Raw genomic sequence first — 19,907 nt, forward strand, 5'->3', positions numbered from 1 at the left:
CGCTCGCGACTGCGCCGCCCGAACCGTTGGCCACGCCGCCCTTCTCGGTCGCATCGCCCGCATCGGCAACCGCCGTCGGCGTCGTGTTCGAGCTCGGCGTGGTAAACATCACATCGACCCAATAATTCGTCGACTGAAATGTGGTCGTGGGGAACTGACTGTTGTTGCCATAGCGGTAGACACCATTGCCGCTGGCCGGTGCCGTCAGCGGACCGCTGGTCACATTTGAGGTGAAGTAGTTGGTGGTCGTGGAATAATGACCGGTATTCGTGTGGTAAGACGCCGTGTAGGTTTGCCCGGCTGTCAGTGACACCGGACTGGTGAAATAGGCAGTCTGCCAGCCGCTGGTCGTCTCGTTCGTGAAGGTGAGGGTCGCAAGCCGTGTACCAGTGCTCGACCATAGTGAACCTGTATGCGTTCCCGTATCGAGGTCGCTCTTGTAGAAACGAATGCCGGTGACGGTGCCCGCCAAGGAGGTCTGGAATTTCACGCCGAGTTCAACGGCCGAGGTATCGTTGGTGTTGATCACCGCCGGTGTCGCTGCACCGAAGAGAGAGGTGTAATTCGGCCCGCTGACGGTGACCGTTCGACCCGTCGAGGGTGTTTCCAGGTTGACGTTGTCGTCCACTGCGCGAGATCGGATGGTGTAGGTGCCCGCGGTCTGCGGCGACCACTTATAAGTCCAGTTCTCATCGCCGGTCGCCGGATGCCAACTCGCCCCGTTGTCGGTCGAGACCTCGACCGCGGCGATAACCCCGCCTCCTGAATCGGTAGCTGTGCCGGTAATCGTCACGGTGGATCCAACGGCCGCCGTGGCGGGCACCGTGATCACCGAAGTCGGTGCAGTATGATCCGCCGAAGCCGTTGCAGCAACGAGCCCGGATTGCAGCGTCCCGGGCTGAATGCCCATATCGGCCAGCAGATTGACCATAGCCTGCTGCACGCGGGGATCGGTCGCAGTCGCCTGATTGTCATGATTGTCGCTCAGGCCCCACGTCCAGTAGACGGTACCGGCGCCGAACACCAGCGCACCGCTGGGCGCCCGATAAAGCGTCAGATTGTGGGTCGCAGTCGCATTGCCGGTCGTGTTTCCGTAGTCGAGCAGGTAGGTGCTGACCGGAAGCGTCGTCGATGAGAGCTTGACGAGACCAGCCGGATCGAAGCCGTTGTCAGTCGCTTCATCCCACTCGTAACCAAGATAGTTCTTGGTGAGCGTTGCCGTCTGGCCAGGCTGAAGATTGGCGACGCTCGTATTGCGCCAGAAGCGCAGGTTGGCGTCGTCGTATCCGACGGTGATCGCGGCGAGATTGCTGCCGACATCGTCGACCTTGAACAACTGCCCGGTCAGCGAGTTTTCCGGGTTTCCGCCGCCGATGGCAGGTGGGCTGAGACGCGGATCACGGAAGGTGCCCGTCCATTCGTTGGAAGGGTCGATGCTGCTGCCAGGCGCCCATGTCTCCTTGTAGGAGATAAGTGTGCGATAGGGCGTGCCGTCGGCGCTGTAGGCGTTGCCCCAACGGGTGCGCCAATAGACTTCGTTGCCGCTCCAGAACATCAGGTTGACGCCCGCGTCGCGCGCGGCTTCGACATTGGTCCGCTGCTGTCCCGACCAGTATTCGTCGTGCCCGGCATCGATATAGGTCTTGTGATTAAGCAGGAGACTGCCATAGCGGTCGACGTCGACACCCGACATATAGGAGACGTCATAACCGTTCTGTTCCAGCCAGTAGATGCCAGCATATTCGGCGCCGAACAGATAGTCCTGCGGGCCGGCATAGGTGCCGACCCCGCCGCGGGTTGCAATCGGCCTGTTGTAGCTGACGGCATAGGCGCGACCAGCGCCCTGGCCCGTCGCGGGGCCGTTGCCGCCATAGAAGTTTGCGCCACCCCAGCCGTTGTAAGCTTGCCAGGTCTCGTCTGCGGTCTGGAAGACAATGTCGCTGTGGCTGGCATCGTCGCGCACGATGAACGGGATTTGATTTTCGCCAGAGGTGCCATCCTGGCGCACAAGCTTGGCGATGTAGACGCCTGAGACAGCATCATCAGGTACGGTCCACGAAGCCGAAACCGCCCAGTTGCCGGCATCGACCGTGCCGGTCGTTGCATTGCGCAACGGACTGGGCTGGGTCTGCAATCCGGTATGCTGCATTGTCGCGACCTTGCGCGCGCCCATGCCGCCATAGTAGCCGAGTCGATAGATATCGATCCGGTAGTTGGTAGAATTCGTGTTGATCTTGAAGTTGATCGTCTTGCCGTTGTCGACGCTGATGTCGGTCGCAAAACCTTCGATGTTGGTGCTGCCGGCACCGTCGATACCCCACTCGCTCTCCGGGTTGCCCTGCTTCTGGTTTTCCAGGACGATCGCGTTGCTGGCCGCCGCCGCAGCGGCCGCCAGATTTTGCGTCGTCAACGATCGCTGCGCAGAAGGTGGAGACGGCGTCGTCACCGAGCCGGAAAGGGTGCCGACACCCTTCGTGGTAGTGCCCTTTCCGGTCTCTCCGCCGCCTGGCAACGATCCGTTCAGGGCCGTTGATTCTGTCCACGTTGCGGTTCCGCGCCAGCCTGAGAGAGGAGACAGGCTACGATCGAGAAGCGGGTCGCTGACCGAGGCTCCGATGGCCTTCTTGATCGCCTCCGCATAGTCCGGTCCGTCGGTCAGCTTTGATCCCGGCAACTGACCATCTTGCTGAAGCAGGGCGCCGCTATGGGCGTAATCGAGAATCCGTGTGGGGGACGTATAGTAGCCGCACCCGCACACACCAAAGGGCATGCCAACCGCCAGCGCATTTGCACCAGCATGCTGCACGGTCGACTGCGCCGACGGCGTCGATTCGAGAATGACGACTTTGCCCGAGTGCGCACGCTCGCTGGCGACGGCGGCAGAATCGTGCCCCGACGAGGTCGGTGAAGGGCTTTGCGGCAGATATGGCGCCAAAGGATCGTCGCCTATGAGGTTCATTCCAGCGTAGGTGCGGTAAAGGGGTGATGCCGACCCGAACGCAAGTCCGTGCGCGTTCCCCTCGAAAGGGGCAAAATCCGGCATATGAACTGACAGTACGGACGCGGCTCTATTAGCGCTTCGCTTTCCGATTTCGCGATTGACTGTGAAAGCGTCGGGCAAGGGCGGCGCTACAACGCCGTCGTCGGCCCGACCGTCAGAGTCACCGTCCACGCCCGCGATCTGCCCAACGTCGTGCTTGTTGAGCGCCGCGTCATTATGGGGATCGCCGACAAGGGGAGCCTGCTTGTTTCCATCCGCCGTTTGCACCCCTGCCGCGAGTTGGGCATCATCCCCTTGCTTTCCGGCCGGCTTACGCGGCCTTTCCTTTCCGCCGACAGTCAACCATCGGGGGACCAGCGAATCCAGCAGGAGTGAGCGCGAAGTCCACCGGCGAGCGTTGCGATACATGGCAGGTACCTCGCGAGATTGTCAGGGTCGAATCTATATCGCTTAAACGCGAAGTTCTGAAGTATAGTCGAAAATTAGCAGAGTATATCCTACTCCTTTCGCTCTACTGGCGGCATCCTTTTGGCAAGCGGCCGTGTTGCGCGCCCGCGCGATGGATCAGATGCGTGATGGCGGAGATTGCGGTTTCCTGTGCAAGGCTCGCAGCCGCGAAGAGAGCGAAGCGGCGGGTCATCGTGCGGTAAGATCGGCGATCCGGAGCATACAGGCGCTGCCGAGGGGTTGCGCTTCACCGAAGCGAGCGCGCCTATTTCTGCGTGCAGAACCTGTTGATTTTGCGCGACAACGCCTGTGTGCGGCACCGACGATACATGTTTCTACTCAATTTAGGCTGAAGCACCCTCCCCACCTCATCAATATTGATGTGGCAAAGCAAACGACCTCCACCTTCCTCAAGGCTTCGCCAGACTGCACACTGGCGATGCAGCTTCGGAATTTGGTTCCGGCGTTCGAGCAGAGTTCAAGGTAATCGTATCAGCGTCCGTGTAAGAATGTTTGCAGGCGAGACATGCATATGAATCTATCGCACCGCGCCCCTCGCGTGTTCTTTCGCGCGACGTTTGTCATCAGCACACTCGCCTTTCTCGCCGGAGCGGTGCCGTCTGCTGTCGCCGACAGCTCCCCCTTGGCGCCACAAACGAGAATCCGCCTGACAATCGTCCAATGGATCCAGTCCAAAGGCCAGTTTGAGCGATGGGACGGGATTGGCGGCGACTATACGGTTTCGGATGCAGGTACGGTCTCCCTACCCTTTCTGGGGTCGCTGTCGGTTGGAAATCTGGATAATGCGGGCCTTACCAGCGAAATTGCCAAGCGCCTTCAAGCGAAGATGGGTTTGGCCCAGGCGCCTGCGGTGACCATCGATATCCTCGACTATCCCTCCATTTACGTCGTCGGAGACGTGGTAGCGCCGGGAGAATACAAGTTTCGCTCTGGCCTCAGCGTCCTGCAATCCCTGGCCATGAGCGGCGGCCCGTTGCGGGCTGCGGCACAGCAGCAATCGCAGACGATCAGGCTTGCCGGCGACTTGCGGGAGATCGACCATTCGCTGCTGCGCGGTTCGGCAAAACTCGCGCGGCTGCAAGCGGAGATGGCCGGGAAGAAAGAGATCGCCTTCGATCCGCCGCCCGCTGCCGATCGGCAATATGCCGAGAGTATCTACGATGAGGAGCGGGTCATTTTTCAGGCCCGTGCAAACGCACTGGACAAACAGTCGGTGGCGCTCGTCGAATTGCGCAATCTCTTGACGGCGGAAATCGAAACAATGCAAGAAAAGCTGAAAGGCTCGGATGACAATATCCAGTCGGTCGAGGAGCAACTGACGAGCGTGAAGACGCTGGTCCAGAAGGGCCTGACAATCAGCTCACGCCAGATGGATCTGGAACGGTTGCTCACCACCTATCGCTCCGACCGGCTCGACCTCGTCACCGCCATCATGCGGGGCCGCCAGGCAACCAACGAGACGACGCGCAGTCTCGAGGGACTTTCCGACACTCGCCGTAGCGAGATCGCGTCCGAGGTGCAGGCGGAAAGAGCCAATCTCGATCAGCTGAAATTGAAGCGCGACACCACGCAACAACTTCTTCTCGAAGACCTGGCGAACGGCGCCAACGTGAATAACCGCGTTGACGAACTCCCCCTGACGTTCGTCGTGAACCGGCGGGACAATGGACAGGTCACTCAATTCCAGGCCTTGGAAACGACCGAGTTAGCGCCGGGCGACGTGATCAGGGTAACCCGGAGCCGCAGCATCGCCGATGCGCCGTCCGAAGACGCCGCAGCTCTACCTGCTCAGAACGAGGCGCATATCAGTCAGGTAAGCCGGTGATAAGCGAAAAGCATGTGCTGCAATCGAGCCTGCGGCGGGGATTGAACGCCGGCACAGGACACACGGCTGGGGGCTTCCGATGACTTTGCGCATTACCCCACCCGGCAGCCAGACCTACACCGAGATCCTCAAGTCGACGATGCTGATGGGCGGCGCTTCGCTCGTGAATGTCGCACTCAGCATTATCAGAAACAAGGCGATGGCCGTCCTGCTCGGGCCTGAGGGCATCGGGCTTATGGGCCTTTATAGCTCGATTGTCGATATCGCGCAGTCTATCGCGGGTCTGGGCGTCGGCGGCAGTGGCGTGCGCCAAGTCGCTGAGGCAGCCGGCACCGGCGACTCAGCGAGGATTGCCCAGTCGGCAACCGTGCTGAGACGCATATCGGTGGTGCTGGCGCTGCTTGGGGCGGTTCTTCTCGCCGCATTGGCATATCCTGTCTCAAGTTTCACTTTCGGTGATTTCCAGCACGTCGGCGGCATTGTGCTGCTGTCGCTCGCCGTTTTCTTCCGGCTGGTGTCTGCGGGGCAGAGCGCATTGATTCAGGGCCTGCGCGGCATTGCCGATCTTGCCCGCATCAACGTGCTTGCCGGGCTCATCGGTACGGCCGTGAGTATCCCGCTGATCTACCTGTTCGGGGTCCAGGCGATCGCACCGTCGCTCGTGGTCATTGCAGCTGCCTCGATCCTTCCGACCTGGTGGTACAGCCGGCGGATCTTCCCGCATCCATCCCCAATGCCGGCGCGCCAGTTCAGCCGGGAGGTGTCGGCGCTGCTCCGGCTCGGTTTCGTCTTCATGGCAAGCGGACTTCTGACCTTCGGTGCGGCCTATGCCATCCGCCTCATCGTGCTGAAGGAGGGCGGCGTCATGGCGGCCGGACTGTATCAGGCGGCCTGGGGCCTCGGCGGTCTATACGCCGGTTTCATCCTGCAGGCCATGGGAACGGATTTCTATCCGCGCCTGACCGCAACGATCGACAACAGTGCCGAATGCAATCGGCTGGTCAATGAACAGGCGGAAATCAGCATGCTGCTCGCCGGCCCCGGCCTGCTCGGCACGCTGACGCTCGCGCCGCTGATGATGAGCCTGTTCTATTCGGCTGAATTTCATGGGGCAGTCGAGCTTCTGCGCTGGATCTGCCTCGGAATGATGCTGCGGATCATTGCTTGGCCGATGGGTTTCATCGTCGTGGCGAAGCGTACCCAGGCGATCTTCTTCTGGACGGAGGTTGCGGCGGCAGTCGTGCATGTCGGGCTTGCCTGGCTCTTCGTATCGCTGTTCGGTACGCGCGGCGCCGGCATGGCGTTTTTTGGCCTCTATGTCTGGCACAGCATCCTGATCTATGTGATCGTGCGGAGGCTGACCGGTTTTCGCTGGTCCGCCGCCAATCGCAGACATGCGCTGCTGTTCCTGCCTGCATCGGGACTGGTATTCCTGATGTTCTCGATTTTGCCGCTATGGCCGGCGACGGCGATCGGCTTCGTCGCCGTCGTTCTCTGCGGGCTCTATTCGCTGCGCATGCTGATCGACCTGCTTCCGCCGGAATCCGTGCCGGCAATCATCCGCGGATGGATCACGAAATCAGCATAACGAACAATGCGCGCATCCGAAGATGCGCGCATTGTTCGTTATGCCGATTGTTCAGGCGAGAGCAACATCCCTGGCAGGTTGCACGGCAGCCGCTCCGACGGTCGCTTCCGCAACGGCGGCGCGAAGTGCCTCGACAACCCGGTCCATGTCAGACACCGTCATCTGGGCATAAAGCGGCAGGATGATGGTTTGCTGCTGCGCAGATACGCTTCGCATCAGGCTCGAGGCTGCGCGATAGGAGCTCTCACCTGAATAGGCTCCCTCCAGGTGAATGTTCATCACACCACGCCGCGTCGAGATACCCTGATCGAGCAGCGTCTGCATGACGGCCCTCTGGTCGACCGTATCGGGCAATCTCACACAGAAGCTCTGCCAGTTGCTGCGAGCCCAGCGCGGCTCGGCCGGCAGGGAAAGCCCGGTAATCGTCTGCAGACGTTCGCAATATTGCTCGGCAAGCAGCCTGCGCTGGGCAACCAACCCCGGCAGCCGCCGCAATTGCTCGCGTCCGACGGCCGCCTGAAGATCGGTCATCCGGTAATTGAAACCCAACTCGTCATAGTCTTCGAAGATGACCTGCTTCGACCCGTGACGAACGGCATCGGTGACGCTCATGCCGTGCTGGCGCCAGAGCCGGAACTTCCGGTCATATTCGGGATTGGCCGTGGTCAGCATGCCGCCATCGCCCGTGGTGACGACCTTCCTGGGGTGGAAGGAGAAGCACGCAATGTCGCCATGCGCTTTGCCGATCTTTTCCCAACGCCCATCCCACAGGATTTCGCTTCCCGTCGCACAGGCGGCATCCTCGATGACCGGTATCTGATGGCGCTTGCCGATCTCGACGACAGCGCGGAGATCGCAAGGCATGCCGAGTTGATGCACGCAGAGAATTGCCTTGGTGCGGGGCGTGATTGCCCTTTCGATCAGACTGGCGTCGATGTTGTAACCATCGTCTTCGATATCAACGAAAACGGGCACCGCATCGCAGTATCGAACCGCATTTGCCGTCGCGATGAAAGAATGGCTGACCGTCACGACTTCATCACCGGCGGATACGCCGACCGCCTTCAGCGCCAGATGCAACGCAGTTGTGCAGTTGGACATGGCGCAAGCATGCGCGGCGCCCACAAAGGCAGCGAATTCACGCTCGAAAGCCGCGACCTCCGGCCCCTGCGTCACCCATCCCGACAGAATAACGCGGCGCGCAGCCTCAGCCTCTTCCTCCCCGAGGACGGGTTTGGCGACCGGGATTGTCGCCAGTATTGTAGATTGAGATGAACTCATGCTGCCTGCCCCCCTGCGTCGGTCTGCATTTGCCACCAGGCAACGAGATCACGAAGTCCTTGCTCCATGGAGATCTCCGCCTTGAAGCCAAGGAGCCGTTCCGCCTTGCTGATATCGGCAAGACGACGAGTCACGCCGTTGACCGTGCGGGCTTCTTTATGCTCCGGCTCAAGTGACGAACCCATAATGTCGCTCAGCATCTTGGCGAGTTGCAGCAGGCTTATTTCCCTGCCGCTCGCGACGTTGAACACTTCGTCCGTGACATCGCTTTTCGCGGCCAAAATGTTAGCGCAGGCGATGTCGCGGGCATCGACGAAGTCCATCGTCTGGCTGCCGTCCCCGTAGACGAGGGGCGGCATTCCCGCCGCCAAACGCTCCATCCAACGGATCAGAACCTCCGTATAGGCGCCGTAGACGTCCATGCGCGGCCCGTAGACGTTGAAATAACGGAGCGCGACATAGCGCAGACCGTACATTTCCGCGAAGCTGCGCATCAGCCCCTCGTTGAATACCTTCGCCGCGCCGTAGATCGTCCGGTTGTTGTAGGGATGATGCTCTTCGGTTGTGGGAAAGCTCTCGGCCAGCCCCAAAACGGAAGCCGAGGAAGCAGCGACCACCTTCGAAACACCGGCCTTGACGGCAGTTTCGAGAACATTGAACGTGCCCTCCGCAAGGACATCAAAAGCCAGTCGTGGCTCTTCCGCGCATTGCGTGATGCGGATGGCGGCCTGATGGAACACGATATCGACGCCTTCGAAGACTTTTGCCAGAAGCGCTCTGTCGCGGATATCTCCCTCGATGATATTAACGCACCCGCTGGCTATTGCCGTACTGAGATTATCCCGGCGTCCGCGCACGAAGTTGTCGAGAATGATGATCTCACGCGGTTTTTCCAATGCAACGAGATCGGCAATATGCGACCCGATCAGGCCGGCTCCGCCGGTAATGAGCACCCGTTGATTTCTCACGATCTTCCTCCATGCGATATATCCAGCACAGGATCAGCCTCCGTGCGCCAGCGTATGAACTTCGCCGGCACGCCGGCGACAACTGAAAACGGCTCGACATCTGAGACGACAACGGCGCCCGCACCGACGATCGCGCCTTTGCCGACGGTCACTCCGGGAAGGATTGTGGCGTTGGTTCCGATGTCGGCCCACGCGCCGATACGGACCGGCTTGATTTCGAGATCCGTGCGGATGATCGGCACATCGACCGGCAGGGCCGTGTGGCTGGAGCCAAGCACCTTGGCGCCAGGTCCCCAGCCGACACAATCCTCGATCACCAGATCGCGCGCGTCGAAATAGGCCATCGGCCCGATCCAGACATTATCGCCGATCACGCAGGTACCGTCGAAGCGTCCCTGGATATAGGCCTGGGCGCCAATAAACACGCCATTGCCGATTTCGAATGTTTCCGGATGCTTGAAACCGGCACCGCCTGCAACCTGCAATCCTGCGCCGCAACTTCGCGCGATCGCTTGCCAGATGGCTTTTCGCATCAGAGTATCGATGACACCGTCCCCGGCCGCAAATCGACCGTAGAGCTCAATCAGGCCGGCACGCCCATAAGATTGCCTGAGTTCTTCGGCCAACCCAGCCTGGTAGGCCGGGTCCGCCGGCCTTTCATGACGGCCATGGACCGCCTGCACGACCCGGGCCTCGCCGGCACGACTAGCTGACATAGGCGTACTCCAGCGCAGCGGCCACCTGATCGACGTGCCACGCCGGCATCTCGGGATAGATCGGCAGCGAGAGCACCTCCCGTGCGGCGGCTTCCGAGATTGGGAAATCGCCAGCTTGGTACCCAAGGTCGGCATGGGCCTTCTGCAGGTGAACGGGAATCGGATAGTGCAGCCCGGACTGGATGCCCTCCGCGCTCAGCCCGCGCTGAAGCTCGTCGCGATCGCGGCTTCTGATGGCATAGACGTGGTAGACGTGACGCCGGTCGGCGACTTCGACAGGCGTCCTCAAATTCGGCGAACCGCCGAGCAGCAGCGAATAGCGGCGGCCATGGGAGCGCCGCGCTTCGGTCCAGGCTTCGAGGTGCCGGAGCTTGATGCGCAGGATCGCACCTTGAATGGCATCCATGCGGTAGTTGAAGCCCTTCAGCAGATGGTGATAACGCTGTTCCTGACCCCAGTCGCGCAGCATGCGCATCGTCTTGGCCTGATCGTCGCTGTTCGTGACGACGATACCGCCCTCGCCGCAGGCGCCGAGGTTCTTGCCGGGATAGAAGCTGAAGCAGCCGGATGCGCCGATGCTGCCGGCGCGCGCGCCTTTATACTGCGCTCCATGTGCCTGGCAGGCGTCCTCGATGACCGGTATCCGGTGGTGGTCGGCAATCGCTTTGATCGCGTCCATATCGGCCATCTGACCGTAGAGATGGACGGGAATAATGGCCTTGGTTCGGGGAGTGATCTTTGCCTCGAGCTGAGCCGGATCCATCGTCAGCGTCACGGGCTCCACATCGACGAACACCGGTCGTGCACCTGCGTAACAGATCGCCGACACGGTCGCGACGAAGGTAAACGGCACGGTGATGACTTCATCGCCGGGGCCGACACCTGCCGCGAGCAGCGACAGATGCAGGGCGCTCGTCCCGGTGTTGACGGCTATCGCATGTTTGACGTTGCAATAATCCGCGAATTCCTGCTCGAGCCGGGCGACCTCCTCGCCCAGTATGTATTGTCCCGAGCCGAGCACGCCGAGCACGGCGGCGTCGATTTCGCTCTTGATCGATTGATATTGTGCTTTGAGGTCCAGGAACGGGATCATGCAATGCGCCTCGCCTCTTCGAGCTCAATGATGCGACCGCGCTGGGCGAGCGACCGGCTTGCGGATTCAAGGATGCGAACAACGCGCAGCCCGGCTTGGCCATCGGTAATGGGCCGCGAGCTCTGCTCGATGCAATCGACGAACTGATCCAGCTCGCGTTTCAACGCTTCGGTCATATCGAGCTTCGGCGCCCACATGTCGCCGCTGCGGTAGCCGACCATCATCTGATGCACCTTCTCCCCGTAGGCCTGGGAATTCGGGTTCAGCGTGATGCCCTTGTCGTAAACCTTGATCTTTTCGCTGGGCTCCAGATCATCGTAGACGACCATCTTGTTGCTGCCGCCGATCAGCGTGCGGCGCACCTTGACCGGCGCCAGCCAGTTGACGTGGATGTGGGCGATAAGCTTGCTTTCGAAGAAAAGCGTCAGATAGGCGATGTTCTCCGGCTCACCGAGCACGTGGCTCATGCCCGTCGCAGACACAGCCACCGGCCTTTCCTGCACAACATGGTCCAGGATGGACAGGTCGTGCACCGCGAGATCCCAGATAACGCTGACATCGTGCTGGAAGAGCCCCAGATTGACCCGAACCGAGTCGTAGTAATACAAGTCGCCCAAGCCGCTTTCGACCAATTCGCGCATCTTGCGGACGGCGCCGGTGTGAACGAAGGTATGATCCACGGCCAGCACGAGGCGTCTGCGCGCGGCCTCCTCGACCATCCGGGCGGCCTCCTCCGTCGTCGATGCCATCGGCTTTTCGACGAAGACATGCTTTCCGGCCATCATCGCTTGCATTGCGAGCTTGAAATGGGTCGAGACCGGGGTTGCGATGGCGATTGCATCCACTCTCGGATCGCGCAGAACTTCCTCGAAATTGTCGGTGATCGTCACCGCCGGATACCGGCTTTTCACAGCCGCCAGCCGTTCGACGTTGAGATCACAAACTGAAAGGAGCTGCGCGCCGGCCGCTTCAGAGATGTTACGAACCAGGTTCGGGCCCCAATACCCATACCCAACTACAGCAATGCCGATCATCGCATTCCTCCCAACACTTGCATGTCAACTGACCGGTCATGAACGCGACCGGTGATTCTCGCCGGAACGCCGGCAACAATGGCGCCGGCAGGCACATCCTTCGTTACGACAGCGCCGGCGCCGACCTGTGCGGCCTCGCCGATGGTCACGCCGGGCAGAATGGTGGCGTTGCTGCCGATCGATGCGTGGCGCTTGACCAGAGTGGGGATGACGACCCAATCAGCCTCCGTCTGCAGACTGCCGTCCGAATTGACGGCGCGCGGGTAGGTATCATTGGTGAACATGACCCCGTGGCCGATAAAAACGCCGTCCTCCAGCGTCACGCCTTCACAAAGGAAGGAATGGCTGGAGATCTTGCAGTCCTTTCCGACGAGGACGTTTTTCTGGATTTCAACGAAGGTGCCGATGCGCGTTCCCGCGCCTATCGTACAGCCGTAGAGATTCACAAGATCCCGATGGTGGATAACGCAGCCGTCACCCAGGTTGACGTTCGATGCAATCATCCCAACTCGCCCCCTACGCTTCAACAGGCCCTGACGTGGGTGAAACCGGCCATCGCAAGAATGCATCCAAGGTTTCGTTTCGTCAGAGCAAATATTTCCTTCCCTTCAAAAAGAATTGTTTTCTTCATCTGAGTAAAGAAACAAAACGTTGAAGCTCATTCACCTAAAGGCGTATCTGCTTACGAAAATCGGATGACGAGCGCATGCGAACGTCTATGACCATCGACCATCGGCGGCGACAGGTCACGCGCCGAGCGATCCTGATCCTCCACGTCGAGGACGGGCATGGTTTACATGGGTTTAGCGCATTCGACTATATATATATGTAGCAACCTGACGCCCCGCCATACAAATGAATTAGCCGAGATCGATCATTCTCAACTATGTAGCCATTTGTATATTTGCGTGGAACTTATGTGTTGAGATAACCACTATTAATTAGTTTAACATCTTGGAAACTGTGTTAATAGTTTAGCACTTCTGGTTATTAAACTCCCATATTTACAGAGGGGTTTGATATTCGACTTTGAAGTACCGCGTAAAAAAGGCTGGGAGGATAGGGCGTTGGATACAATAAATATAAGCCACAGGCAGGAAAACATATCTCTTCCGTTGGAGATAGACGATGGTTCGACAGCGCTTGCCGGACCGTCAAAGTCAAAGCATTCGCTTGTCATTCTCGATAAAAGGGAACTTGACCGGCACTGCCTTGCGCAATGCATGGCCGCACACACGGCGGATTTCGTAATTCTGGCGTTCGGATCGATTGAGGAGTGGAAGCAAAAGCGTGAAGAATATCCTCCGCTTTCGGCAATCCTCTTGAACGTCGGCGGCAAGACGGTCGACGACCCTGTCGTTTCGGAGCAGATCAAGGCTCTTTCGTCGGAATTCGTATCGACACCGGTCATCATATTGTCCGATAGCGACGACTTCGCCCAGATCGTCAGGGCGATCGATTACGGAGCAAAGGGATACATACCTGCCTCCGTCAGCATTAGCGTCTGCATGGAGCTGATTGCGCTATCGGTCGCAGGAGGACTTTTCGTGCCCGCAAGCGCGTTGTTCGCCATGCGCCACTTGATGCAGTCGAACAATCCGACAGCGCATCCATTGGCCGGAATATTCACGGATCGCCAGGCCGAAGTCGTCGCGGCACTGCGCCGCGGGAAGGCGAATAAGATCATTGCCTACGAACTGAACCTGCGAGAAAGCACAGTCAAGGTTCATGTTCGCAACATCATGAAAAAGGTCAAGGCAACGAACAGGACGGAGGTCGTGTTCAAGCTTAACGACTTGTTCCAAAATACTATTCCGGCATGAACGTGAATACGTGCTGGCCGGAGCATTCCTGGAACCACGTTTCTTTGCTCAAATCACACGGTGGCGCAAATGCGTCACCGGGTTTTTTGAGGGCGCCCTATTACGCTTCCTGCGATCTTGGCGTGAGCAACGATCGAGCGCTCGACATGGGCGGCTGTTTCGGCACTTGCGGATGAACTAACCCGGCCCGGTCTGCCTGTTCATGCTGCAACTCTTCGCCGCATCGAATTCAAGGCGTACCAGCACTTTGGACCGATCGTTTGCTTGCAGACCAATTTGATCCAGGGCAACGAATTTCGCACATCAGGGGAAACCTCCAATGCAAAACGCTGAATAGCCACGGCCGTCGCAACGTCGAAATTGTTGAATGCGATGCCAGCCTGTCGAAGCGCCTGTTTTCCGAGATCTCTGGCAAGAAAGCGTCGTAATATCTCATCTTTTCTGAGGCTATCGGCCGCTTGGCTAAATAGCATATCAAAGGCCTTTTTTCTTTGCACAAGGTCGGAGAGAATATTTTCTCCATAGTATTGCAGCGACATATTCGAGGAATGTTGGCGATATACTGCTTGATCAGCATTGATGAACCCTACGCCGGCATGTGATGCGAGCCGCAGCCACATTTCCATATCGCCGGCATGCGGCAGTTCCTTCAGGTACCCGCCGACCTGCTTTTGCAGCGCCGTCCTCACGACAGCGGTCGCCGTTGGAACGAGATTGCGTGCTCCACTCAACTGCATGAATTGCCGACCGGACAAGATCTGCATGGCGTGCACGTAATTTTCGCCGAGAGGATCAGCGCGTTTGCTCATGGTCCCGTCTGGCTCCGCTATGATCGCGTTCCCGAACACCAACCCCACATCCGGATAATTGCGCATCAGTTCCGCTGCACGGTGCAGCGCGCCTGGCAGAAGATAGTCATCCGCAGAAAGAAGCAGGAACAAGTCACCGCCTGCCCAATCGATCCCCTCATTGTAGGTGGCGATGTGCCGCATGTTTGCCGCGTGCCGCCGATAAGTGACCCGCGTGTCACGGGCTGCCAGGGCCATTCCGACTTCCGGCGTATTGTCCGGCGAGCAATCATCGAGAATAAGCACGCGCACATCGACGCCCGCCTGCGAAAGGACGCTTTCAACGCATTCCTGTAAGAAATGGGCGTAGTTATAGCAGGGAATTACTACATCAACACGTTGCAAACTTCTTCCTCCGTGCGCACAGCGTCACCGTTGGTTTGACAGATCTTCCGGACGCGGCATCGTTTCGGTGTATGCATTGTCTGTTTTCTGATTCATTCTCGCAGATGTCGAGAGACGCTTTCGCCTGGCTGATTTCGTGCGCGACCAGACAGTCCCCAACAGGGCGGACCGCGCAGGAAGACAAGAGATTGGGCCCCGGCAAGACTTTCAGTACTCATGTTTTGGGCCGAGATAAGAGTAGGGGGAAAGCCTTGACAGCGCATATTGGCCGACCAGCTTTGCTACCGAGCGCCGTCTGAGCGGAAAGCCGAAATCCTGCCAGATGCGCCAGCGGTCCCGAGCCGGGAGAGACTTGAACCAGTAGTACGGCTGGTCGGTGAACGCGAGGGTCTTGCTGCCCGCAGGGGCAGGTTCCCCCATTCGCTTGTAGTCGGTTTCCCAAGTCGTGCGGTAGCATACCGTCGCGGTCGGCTCATGAGAGCACGACAGCCGGGAACTCCGGATCGAACTCCAATAGACGGAATCTCCGACTGGATAGAGTTCCCTCGGCATGTGAGCCCAGCGCGCAATGATTGGCAGGGCCGGTCGCGTGAGAAATAAGCAGTTCGTATCCACATGCGTACGGCCGTCGCTCTTTGAGTCGTCGAACATGTAGCTGCCGTCCGCGCGGTGCATCGAACGTCTCGATGTGCAAACCGCAGCACCAGTCCGGCGGTGAAGTTCGAGCAGGCGCTGAATGTGGTCGGGTCTGTACCAGTTGTCCGCATCGAGAAAGGCCACCGCGTCATAGCCCTGGGCAAAGGCGCTAAGGCTGCCGATCACACGACCCATGTTGCCCGCGTCGCCGTGAGCGTTCGGCAGGATGAAATGTTTTGCGTGCCAGCCACCGACGACAGCGTTCGGAAACCCGTCGGCAACAAAAACCTGGTCGCATGCAACGGTTTGGTCGAGAACGCTCGCCCGGCATTGCTCAAGGAGCTCGTTCGGCTCCTTGTAGTATGGCGTAATAACGGCAACGCGCATGCTTCATGTCCTCATTGTTGTTTTTGCAGCGATCGGCACGTCCGGCGATCGCCGCTCTTTTTGCAAACTGCGATTTGGGGCTCGGTTCATTGAAGAAACCGAGCCTTGATTTTGGCTTTGCCGTTCTCACGTTCCGAGAGGCGCAGCTTGCGGAGCGGGAAGTCCGACGGCCGGGGTAGGTAGATAGGTGTTCGCCGTTCGCGAAGACCGGACGCCAGGCACGCTCTTGACTCCGCCTGAAAGCTTCCACTCGAAATACGCGATCGTTTTCTCGAGCCCCTCTCGCAGGTTCACCGTCGGCTGCCAGCCCAGGTCCTGCTTTGCGCGACTGATGTCGGGCTTGCGCTGCGTCGGATCGTCAATCGGCAGAGGATTGTAAACGATGCCTGATTTCGATCCCGTCATCTCGATGACCATTTCGGCCAGTTCCCGGACCTGGAATTCTCCCGGATTACCGAGATTGATCGGACCCGTAACGCCGGCCGGCGCACCCATCAGGCGAATGAAGCCCTCGATCAGATCGTCCACATAGCAGAAGGAGCGCGTCTGTGTGCCGTTGCCGAAGATGGTGATCGGTTGGTTTTGAAGAGCCTGAACGATGAAGTTCGAGACGACGCGGCCGTCATTGGTCTGCATGCGCGGCCCATAGGTATTGAAGATCCGCGCCACCCGGATTTCCACACCGTATTGACGATGATAGTCGAAGAACAATGTTTCGGCGCACCGCTTGCCTTCGTCATAACATGCCCGCGGGCCGATCGGATTGACGCTGCCTCGATACTCCTCGGGTTGAGGGTGGACGGCCGGATCACCATAAACTTCGCTGGTGGAGGCCTGGAAGATCTTCGCCTTGGTGCGTTTTGCCAAGCCGAGCATGTTGATGGCGCCGTGCACATTGGTCTTCACCGTCTGCACGGGGTCGTGCTGATAGTGGACAGGAGAGGCCGGGCAGGCGAGGTTGTAGATCTCGTCGACCTCGACATAAAGCGGGAAGGTAATGTCGTGGCGAAGAATCTCAAAGCGTGGATCGTCGAGAAGGTGCAGCACGTTGTCGCGCGAACCGGTATAGTAATTGTCCACGCAGAGGACGTCGTTACCCTCTCGCAAAAGCCTTTCGCACAGGAATGATCCCAGAAACCCGGTGCCGCCGGTAACCATAATTCTCTTGTGTCCGTGCATTGATGTGCTCCGTTGTTGATGCTTGCCTCGTGGAAGTGGTCAGCAGGCTCCCCTGCGCTTGAAGACAGCGGGGATTGTGCCGAGAAGAATTTGGCAGTCGAACCAGAGGGACCGGTTGTCGATGTAGAACTCGTCGAGTTGCTGCTGCAGCTCGATATCCGCATCGCTTCGTTCGGATATTTGCCAAAGGCCTGTGAGCCCCGGCGTGACGGAACGGCGCTTGTCCCGAAATTCGCCGTCCATCGCCGAAAGATGATACTCCGGGAACGGCCGTGGTCCGACAAAGGCCATCTCGCCCGCAATGATGTTCGCCAATTGCGGGAGCTCGTCGATGCTCGATGAGCGCAGCATATGTCCTATCACCGGAAGGATGCGCGGATCGTCCTTAAGCTTGAAATGGCTCAGCCACTCGGCGCGCATGGCAGGGTTGTCTCGGAATAGTGCTTCAAGGCGCTGTTCTGCATCTTGGTACATGGTCCGTAATTTCAGGACGTGCACCGGCCTGCCGGACCGTCCTTCCCTGGCATGCCGAAAGAAGACAGGACCTGGATCGATGGCGTAGATTGCGGCCGCTGCAATCGCGATGAACGGCGCGACCACGATCGTTGCAGGGATGGCGATTGCGAGATCGAGGATCCGGCGAATTGGATCCGAGTTGATCGAGCTCCCCCCGGTGGTGAGGCGAATGCCGATCTCTCCGCCGATATCGGCAGGTCGCAACCCACTGACCTTGAGGCACGGTGTGTCGGACAGCAAAAGGACTTCGGCGAACTTCCCACGCAGCGCCGGCAAGCCGGACACAAGCGAGCCCCTGTCGCCCGCGATCAAAGCAATGGATGGCCCACCACCCGGCATTGCGTCCAAAGTATCGGGGAAAAAGGGCTCCGGCCTGATGCCATACTGCCAGTGGTCGGTGAAATGTGCCACGAGCGCGGGAGCGAGGTTGCGCCCCCCTATGACAACCGCACGCTCCCCCCAAATTCCAAGTCTCCAGCAAAGACCTCGTGCAAGCCAATGCAGAAATGGCTGAACAATCAACCCGAGACCGAGGAATACAATAATGGCAAACAGCAGCCGTCCCCCTTCCGGCAGGATAATTGCTCCGAATGCCGCCAGGACAGCCACCTTGACGGCAGCCAAAGTGCGTCGCCGCAGATGTTCGTGGTCATGCAGCCGATATCCGGGATAGAGGCCGGCCGATGCGTAAAGCACAATCGCAGCCAGTGCGGCGACCGTGAACGCGCGTTCCACGAACGTGCCATCCGAACCACTGGGAAGAAAGGACAGGAGAAGGAAATAGGCAAGCAAATAGCTGGCGGTGTCGCCGGCGACCAGCAAGGACGACGTTGCAACCCGTGGAAGCCGGCGCCGTAGCGCGACGGGCATATTCAGCCCTGCCGGTACAAAGGCATCGGCGGTCTTGGCTGCTATGGGCGGCACGGACCCTGCCGGAATCGCCCGCGATGTCATGTCATTTGATGTGGATGCCTTCGACGGACCCGGTGTCATCGCTGACGGCACAAATATGGACATGACGCTTTACCCCCTACTGCATTTGTCCCGACACGCCCGATCCAGAAATGGCGTCTTCAATCGGAAACTGCCGAAGTCCCAGTCTCTGGAATGCTGACAGTGAGATGAAAGTCGGCACGACGAGCGCATAGCGCCGCCACAGCCGCCGCGGCTCGCACAGAAGACGAAACGCCCATTCGAAGCCGCTTCTTTGAATGAACCTCGGAGCCTGCCGCTTGAGGCCAGCATGGAAATCGAACGCAGCTCCGACACCGATAAGCATCGATGCTTCCAGACGGTCGCGCATGTGCGCCATCCAGAGTTCCTGCTTGGGACTGCTCAGCCCGACCCAGATAATATCGGCGCCCGACCGATTGAGCTTGTCAGCAATATCTGCTTCCTCCTGCGTCGACAGTTTGCGAAAAGGCGGCGCATAGGAGCCGACGATCTGCGCTTGCGGAAATTTTGCGAGAAGGCGCGCCTGCAGTTGTTCGAGCGTTTCGGCCGTCGCGCCATAGAGGAAATGGCGCAAGCCCTTGGCGCTGCCGGCATCGAAAACGGATAGCATGAGATCAGGTCCATAGACTCTGCCGCTTTCCGCATGCCCAGCCTTCCTCAGCGCCCAAACAAGCGGCATGCCGTCAGGGGTTACGAGGAACGCCCGGTTATGGATCGACCGGAGCTCGGGATCATCCTGACATCGGACGATGCCGTGTGCGTCACGAACGCAGACATATTCCTTCCTGCCGTCTTCGATCGCTTTTTGAATAAACTCAGTCGCGCTTTTGAGATTGACTGCCGAAACGCGAACGCCAAGGACATTCGTCCATCCTAAAGATCCCTCCGGATGAAGAACTGAAGTTGGGCTGCTGCCTACTGCTTGTTTTCTCATGACCTGCGCTTTCGCGACTGAAACTGTCATCAGAATATCCCGGCAGGCCGATTGCCTCCATACTTGCAGCTCCAGCTATTGGACGTAGAAGAGACTTCATCTTTACGTCTTACGCCGGGATGACGTACGATATTCGAAGTAAGTCCATGTACCCCATGGCTTGCCATGTTGCTCTTTTTGATGACCGCAGGGGGCGCACAGCATAGTCGCCCTCGCGCACACAAAGCCGCGGAGGATCGCGTTCTATCTTTATGAGCAGAATGAAGACCCGCCCGCGAATTGAAGGTTGGACCGAAAGCTCATCGCAGGAC

The 19,907-nt window shown here is 59.0% G+C and carries 15 protein-coding genes; 3 read left to right on the top strand and 12 right to left on the bottom strand.

Features of this window, described 5'->3' with window-relative positions; translation table 11 throughout:
- Window positions 1-3,409 (bottom strand): N,N-dimethylformamidase beta subunit family domain-containing protein (locus OS035_RS22885; protein ID WP_331814096.1); only part of this gene is annotated, 3,409 nt, incomplete at its 3' end.
- A 571-nt stretch (window positions 3,410-3,980) separates the two neighbouring features.
- Here OS035_RS22885 and OS035_RS22890 point away from each other — a divergent pair.
- Together OS035_RS22890 and OS035_RS22895 are read left to right on the top strand one after the other, a co-directional pair.
- Complete coding sequence (locus OS035_RS22890) at window positions 3,981-5,294, top strand: polysaccharide biosynthesis/export family protein (protein WP_331814119.1); 1,314 nt, start codon at window positions 3,981-3,983, stop codon at window positions 5,292-5,294.
- Window positions 5,295-5,373: 79 nt separating this feature from the next.
- Entirely contained in the window at window positions 5,374-6,882 is a 1,509-nt protein-coding gene (locus OS035_RS22895; RefSeq protein ID WP_097627776.1) for an O-antigen translocase, read from the top strand.
- A 51-nt stretch (window positions 6,883-6,933) separates the two neighbouring features.
- On the opposite strand, the gene OS035_RS22900 is transcribed toward OS035_RS22895, so the two are convergent.
- From OS035_RS22900 to OS035_RS22925, 6 genes are read right to left on the bottom strand one after another with little or no spacing between them, the layout of a single operon-like run.
- Entirely contained in the window at window positions 6,934-8,163 is a 1,230-nt protein-coding gene (locus OS035_RS22900; RefSeq protein ID WP_183856388.1) for a DegT/DnrJ/EryC1/StrS family aminotransferase, read from the bottom strand.
- Window positions 8,160-9,131 (bottom strand): NAD-dependent epimerase/dehydratase family protein, encoded by a 972-nt coding sequence (locus OS035_RS22905; protein WP_331814097.1) that lies wholly within the window; start codon window positions 9,129-9,131, stop codon window positions 8,160-8,162. Before OS035_RS22905 ends, OS035_RS22900 begins: the two co-directional genes overlap by 4 nt.
- Complete coding sequence (locus OS035_RS22910; RefSeq protein ID WP_097627779.1) at window positions 9,128-9,847, bottom strand: acyltransferase; 720 nt, start codon at window positions 9,845-9,847, stop codon at window positions 9,128-9,130. The genes OS035_RS22905 and OS035_RS22910 overlap by 4 nt, the downstream gene beginning before the upstream one ends.
- Complete coding sequence (locus OS035_RS22915; protein WP_097627780.1) at window positions 9,837-10,940, bottom strand: DegT/DnrJ/EryC1/StrS family aminotransferase; 1,104 nt, start codon at window positions 10,938-10,940, stop codon at window positions 9,837-9,839. The genes OS035_RS22910 and OS035_RS22915 overlap by 11 nt, the downstream gene beginning before the upstream one ends.
- A complete protein-coding gene (locus OS035_RS22920; RefSeq protein ID WP_097627781.1) occupies window positions 10,937-11,974 on the bottom strand; it encodes a Gfo/Idh/MocA family protein in 1,038 nt (345 codons plus the stop codon). The genes OS035_RS22915 and OS035_RS22920 overlap by 4 nt, the downstream gene beginning before the upstream one ends.
- Window positions 11,971-12,477, bottom strand: a complete 507-nt coding sequence (locus OS035_RS22925) for an acyltransferase (RefSeq protein ID WP_097627782.1) — start codon at window positions 12,475-12,477, stop codon at window positions 11,971-11,973. The genes OS035_RS22920 and OS035_RS22925 overlap by 4 nt, the downstream gene beginning before the upstream one ends.
- 564 nt (window positions 12,478-13,041) lie before the next feature.
- On the opposite strand from OS035_RS22925, the gene OS035_RS22930 reads away from it, so the two are divergent.
- A complete protein-coding gene (locus OS035_RS22930) occupies window positions 13,042-13,797 on the top strand; it encodes a response regulator transcription factor (RefSeq protein WP_097627783.1) in 756 nt (251 codons plus the stop codon).
- A gap of 200 nt (window positions 13,798-13,997) precedes the next feature.
- Here the strand turns inward: OS035_RS22930 and OS035_RS22935 are convergent, their stop codons facing one another.
- The 5 genes from OS035_RS22935 to OS035_RS22955 all read right to left on the bottom strand — a co-directional run bounded on the left by OS035_RS22935 (window position 13,998) and on the right by OS035_RS22955 (window position 19,596).
- On the bottom strand, window positions 13,998-14,990 hold the full coding sequence (locus OS035_RS22935) for a glycosyltransferase family 2 protein (RefSeq protein WP_097627784.1): 993 nt from the start codon (window positions 14,988-14,990) through the stop codon (window positions 13,998-14,000).
- Between the two features lie 207 nt (window positions 14,991-15,197).
- Window positions 15,198-16,013, bottom strand: a complete 816-nt coding sequence (locus OS035_RS22940) for a glycosyltransferase family 2 protein (protein WP_183781191.1) — start codon at window positions 16,011-16,013, stop codon at window positions 15,198-15,200.
- 126 nt (window positions 16,014-16,139) lie between these two features.
- Window positions 16,140-17,192: a UDP-glucuronic acid decarboxylase family protein gene (locus OS035_RS22945; RefSeq protein WP_097627786.1), complete on the bottom strand. Its 1,053-nt coding sequence runs from the start codon at window positions 17,190-17,192 to the stop codon at window positions 16,140-16,142.
- Window positions 17,193-17,231: 39 nt separating this feature from the next.
- A complete protein-coding gene (locus OS035_RS22950) occupies window positions 17,232-18,725 on the bottom strand; it encodes a sugar transferase (RefSeq protein ID WP_183781194.1) in 1,494 nt (497 codons plus the stop codon).
- 13 nt (window positions 18,726-18,738) lie between these two features.
- A complete protein-coding gene (locus OS035_RS22955) occupies window positions 18,739-19,596 on the bottom strand; it encodes a WecB/TagA/CpsF family glycosyltransferase (protein WP_097627955.1) in 858 nt (285 codons plus the stop codon).
- Window positions 19,597-19,907: the final 311 nt, after the last annotated feature.

Origin of the sequence: Rhizobium sp. 268, assembly GCF_036571585.1 — a bacterium.
In the GTDB taxonomy this organism is placed as follows: Bacteria; Pseudomonadota; Alphaproteobacteria; order Rhizobiales; family Rhizobiaceae; genus Rhizobium; species Rhizobium redzepovicii.

Coding starts and splice junctions, on each gene's coding strand:
- OS035_RS22890 (WP_331814119.1), top strand. CDS start 3,981: ATGAATCTATCGCACCGCGCCCCTCGCGTGTTCTTTCGCGCGACGTTT.
- OS035_RS22895 (WP_097627776.1), top strand. CDS start 5,374: ATGACTTTGCGCATTACCCCACCCGGCAGCCAGACCTACACCGAGATC.
- OS035_RS22900 (WP_183856388.1), bottom strand. CDS start 8,163: ATGAGTTCATCTCAATCTACAATACTGGCGACAATCCCGGTCGCCAAA.
- OS035_RS22910 (WP_097627779.1), bottom strand. CDS start 9,847: ATGTCAGCTAGTCGTGCCGGCGAGGCCCGGGTCGTGCAGGCGGTCCAT.
- OS035_RS22915 (WP_097627780.1), bottom strand. CDS start 10,940: ATGATCCCGTTCCTGGACCTCAAAGCACAATATCAATCGATCAAGAGC.
- OS035_RS22920 (WP_097627781.1), bottom strand. CDS start 11,974: ATGATCGGCATTGCTGTAGTTGGGTATGGGTATTGGGGCCCGAACCTG.
- OS035_RS22925 (WP_097627782.1), bottom strand. CDS start 12,477: ATGATTGCATCGAACGTCAACCTGGGTGACGGCTGCGTTATCCACCAT.
- OS035_RS22940 (WP_183781191.1), bottom strand. CDS start 16,013: ATGCGCGTTGCCGTTATTACGCCATACTACAAGGAGCCGAACGAGCTC.
- OS035_RS22945 (WP_097627786.1), bottom strand. CDS start 17,192: ATGCACGGACACAAGAGAATTATGGTTACCGGCGGCACCGGGTTTCTG.
- OS035_RS22950 (WP_183781194.1), bottom strand. CDS start 18,725: ATGTCCATATTTGTGCCGTCAGCGATGACACCGGGTCCGTCGAAGGCA.
- OS035_RS22955 (WP_097627955.1), bottom strand. CDS start 19,596: ATGAGAAAACAAGCAGTAGGCAGCAGCCCAACTTCAGTTCTTCATCCG.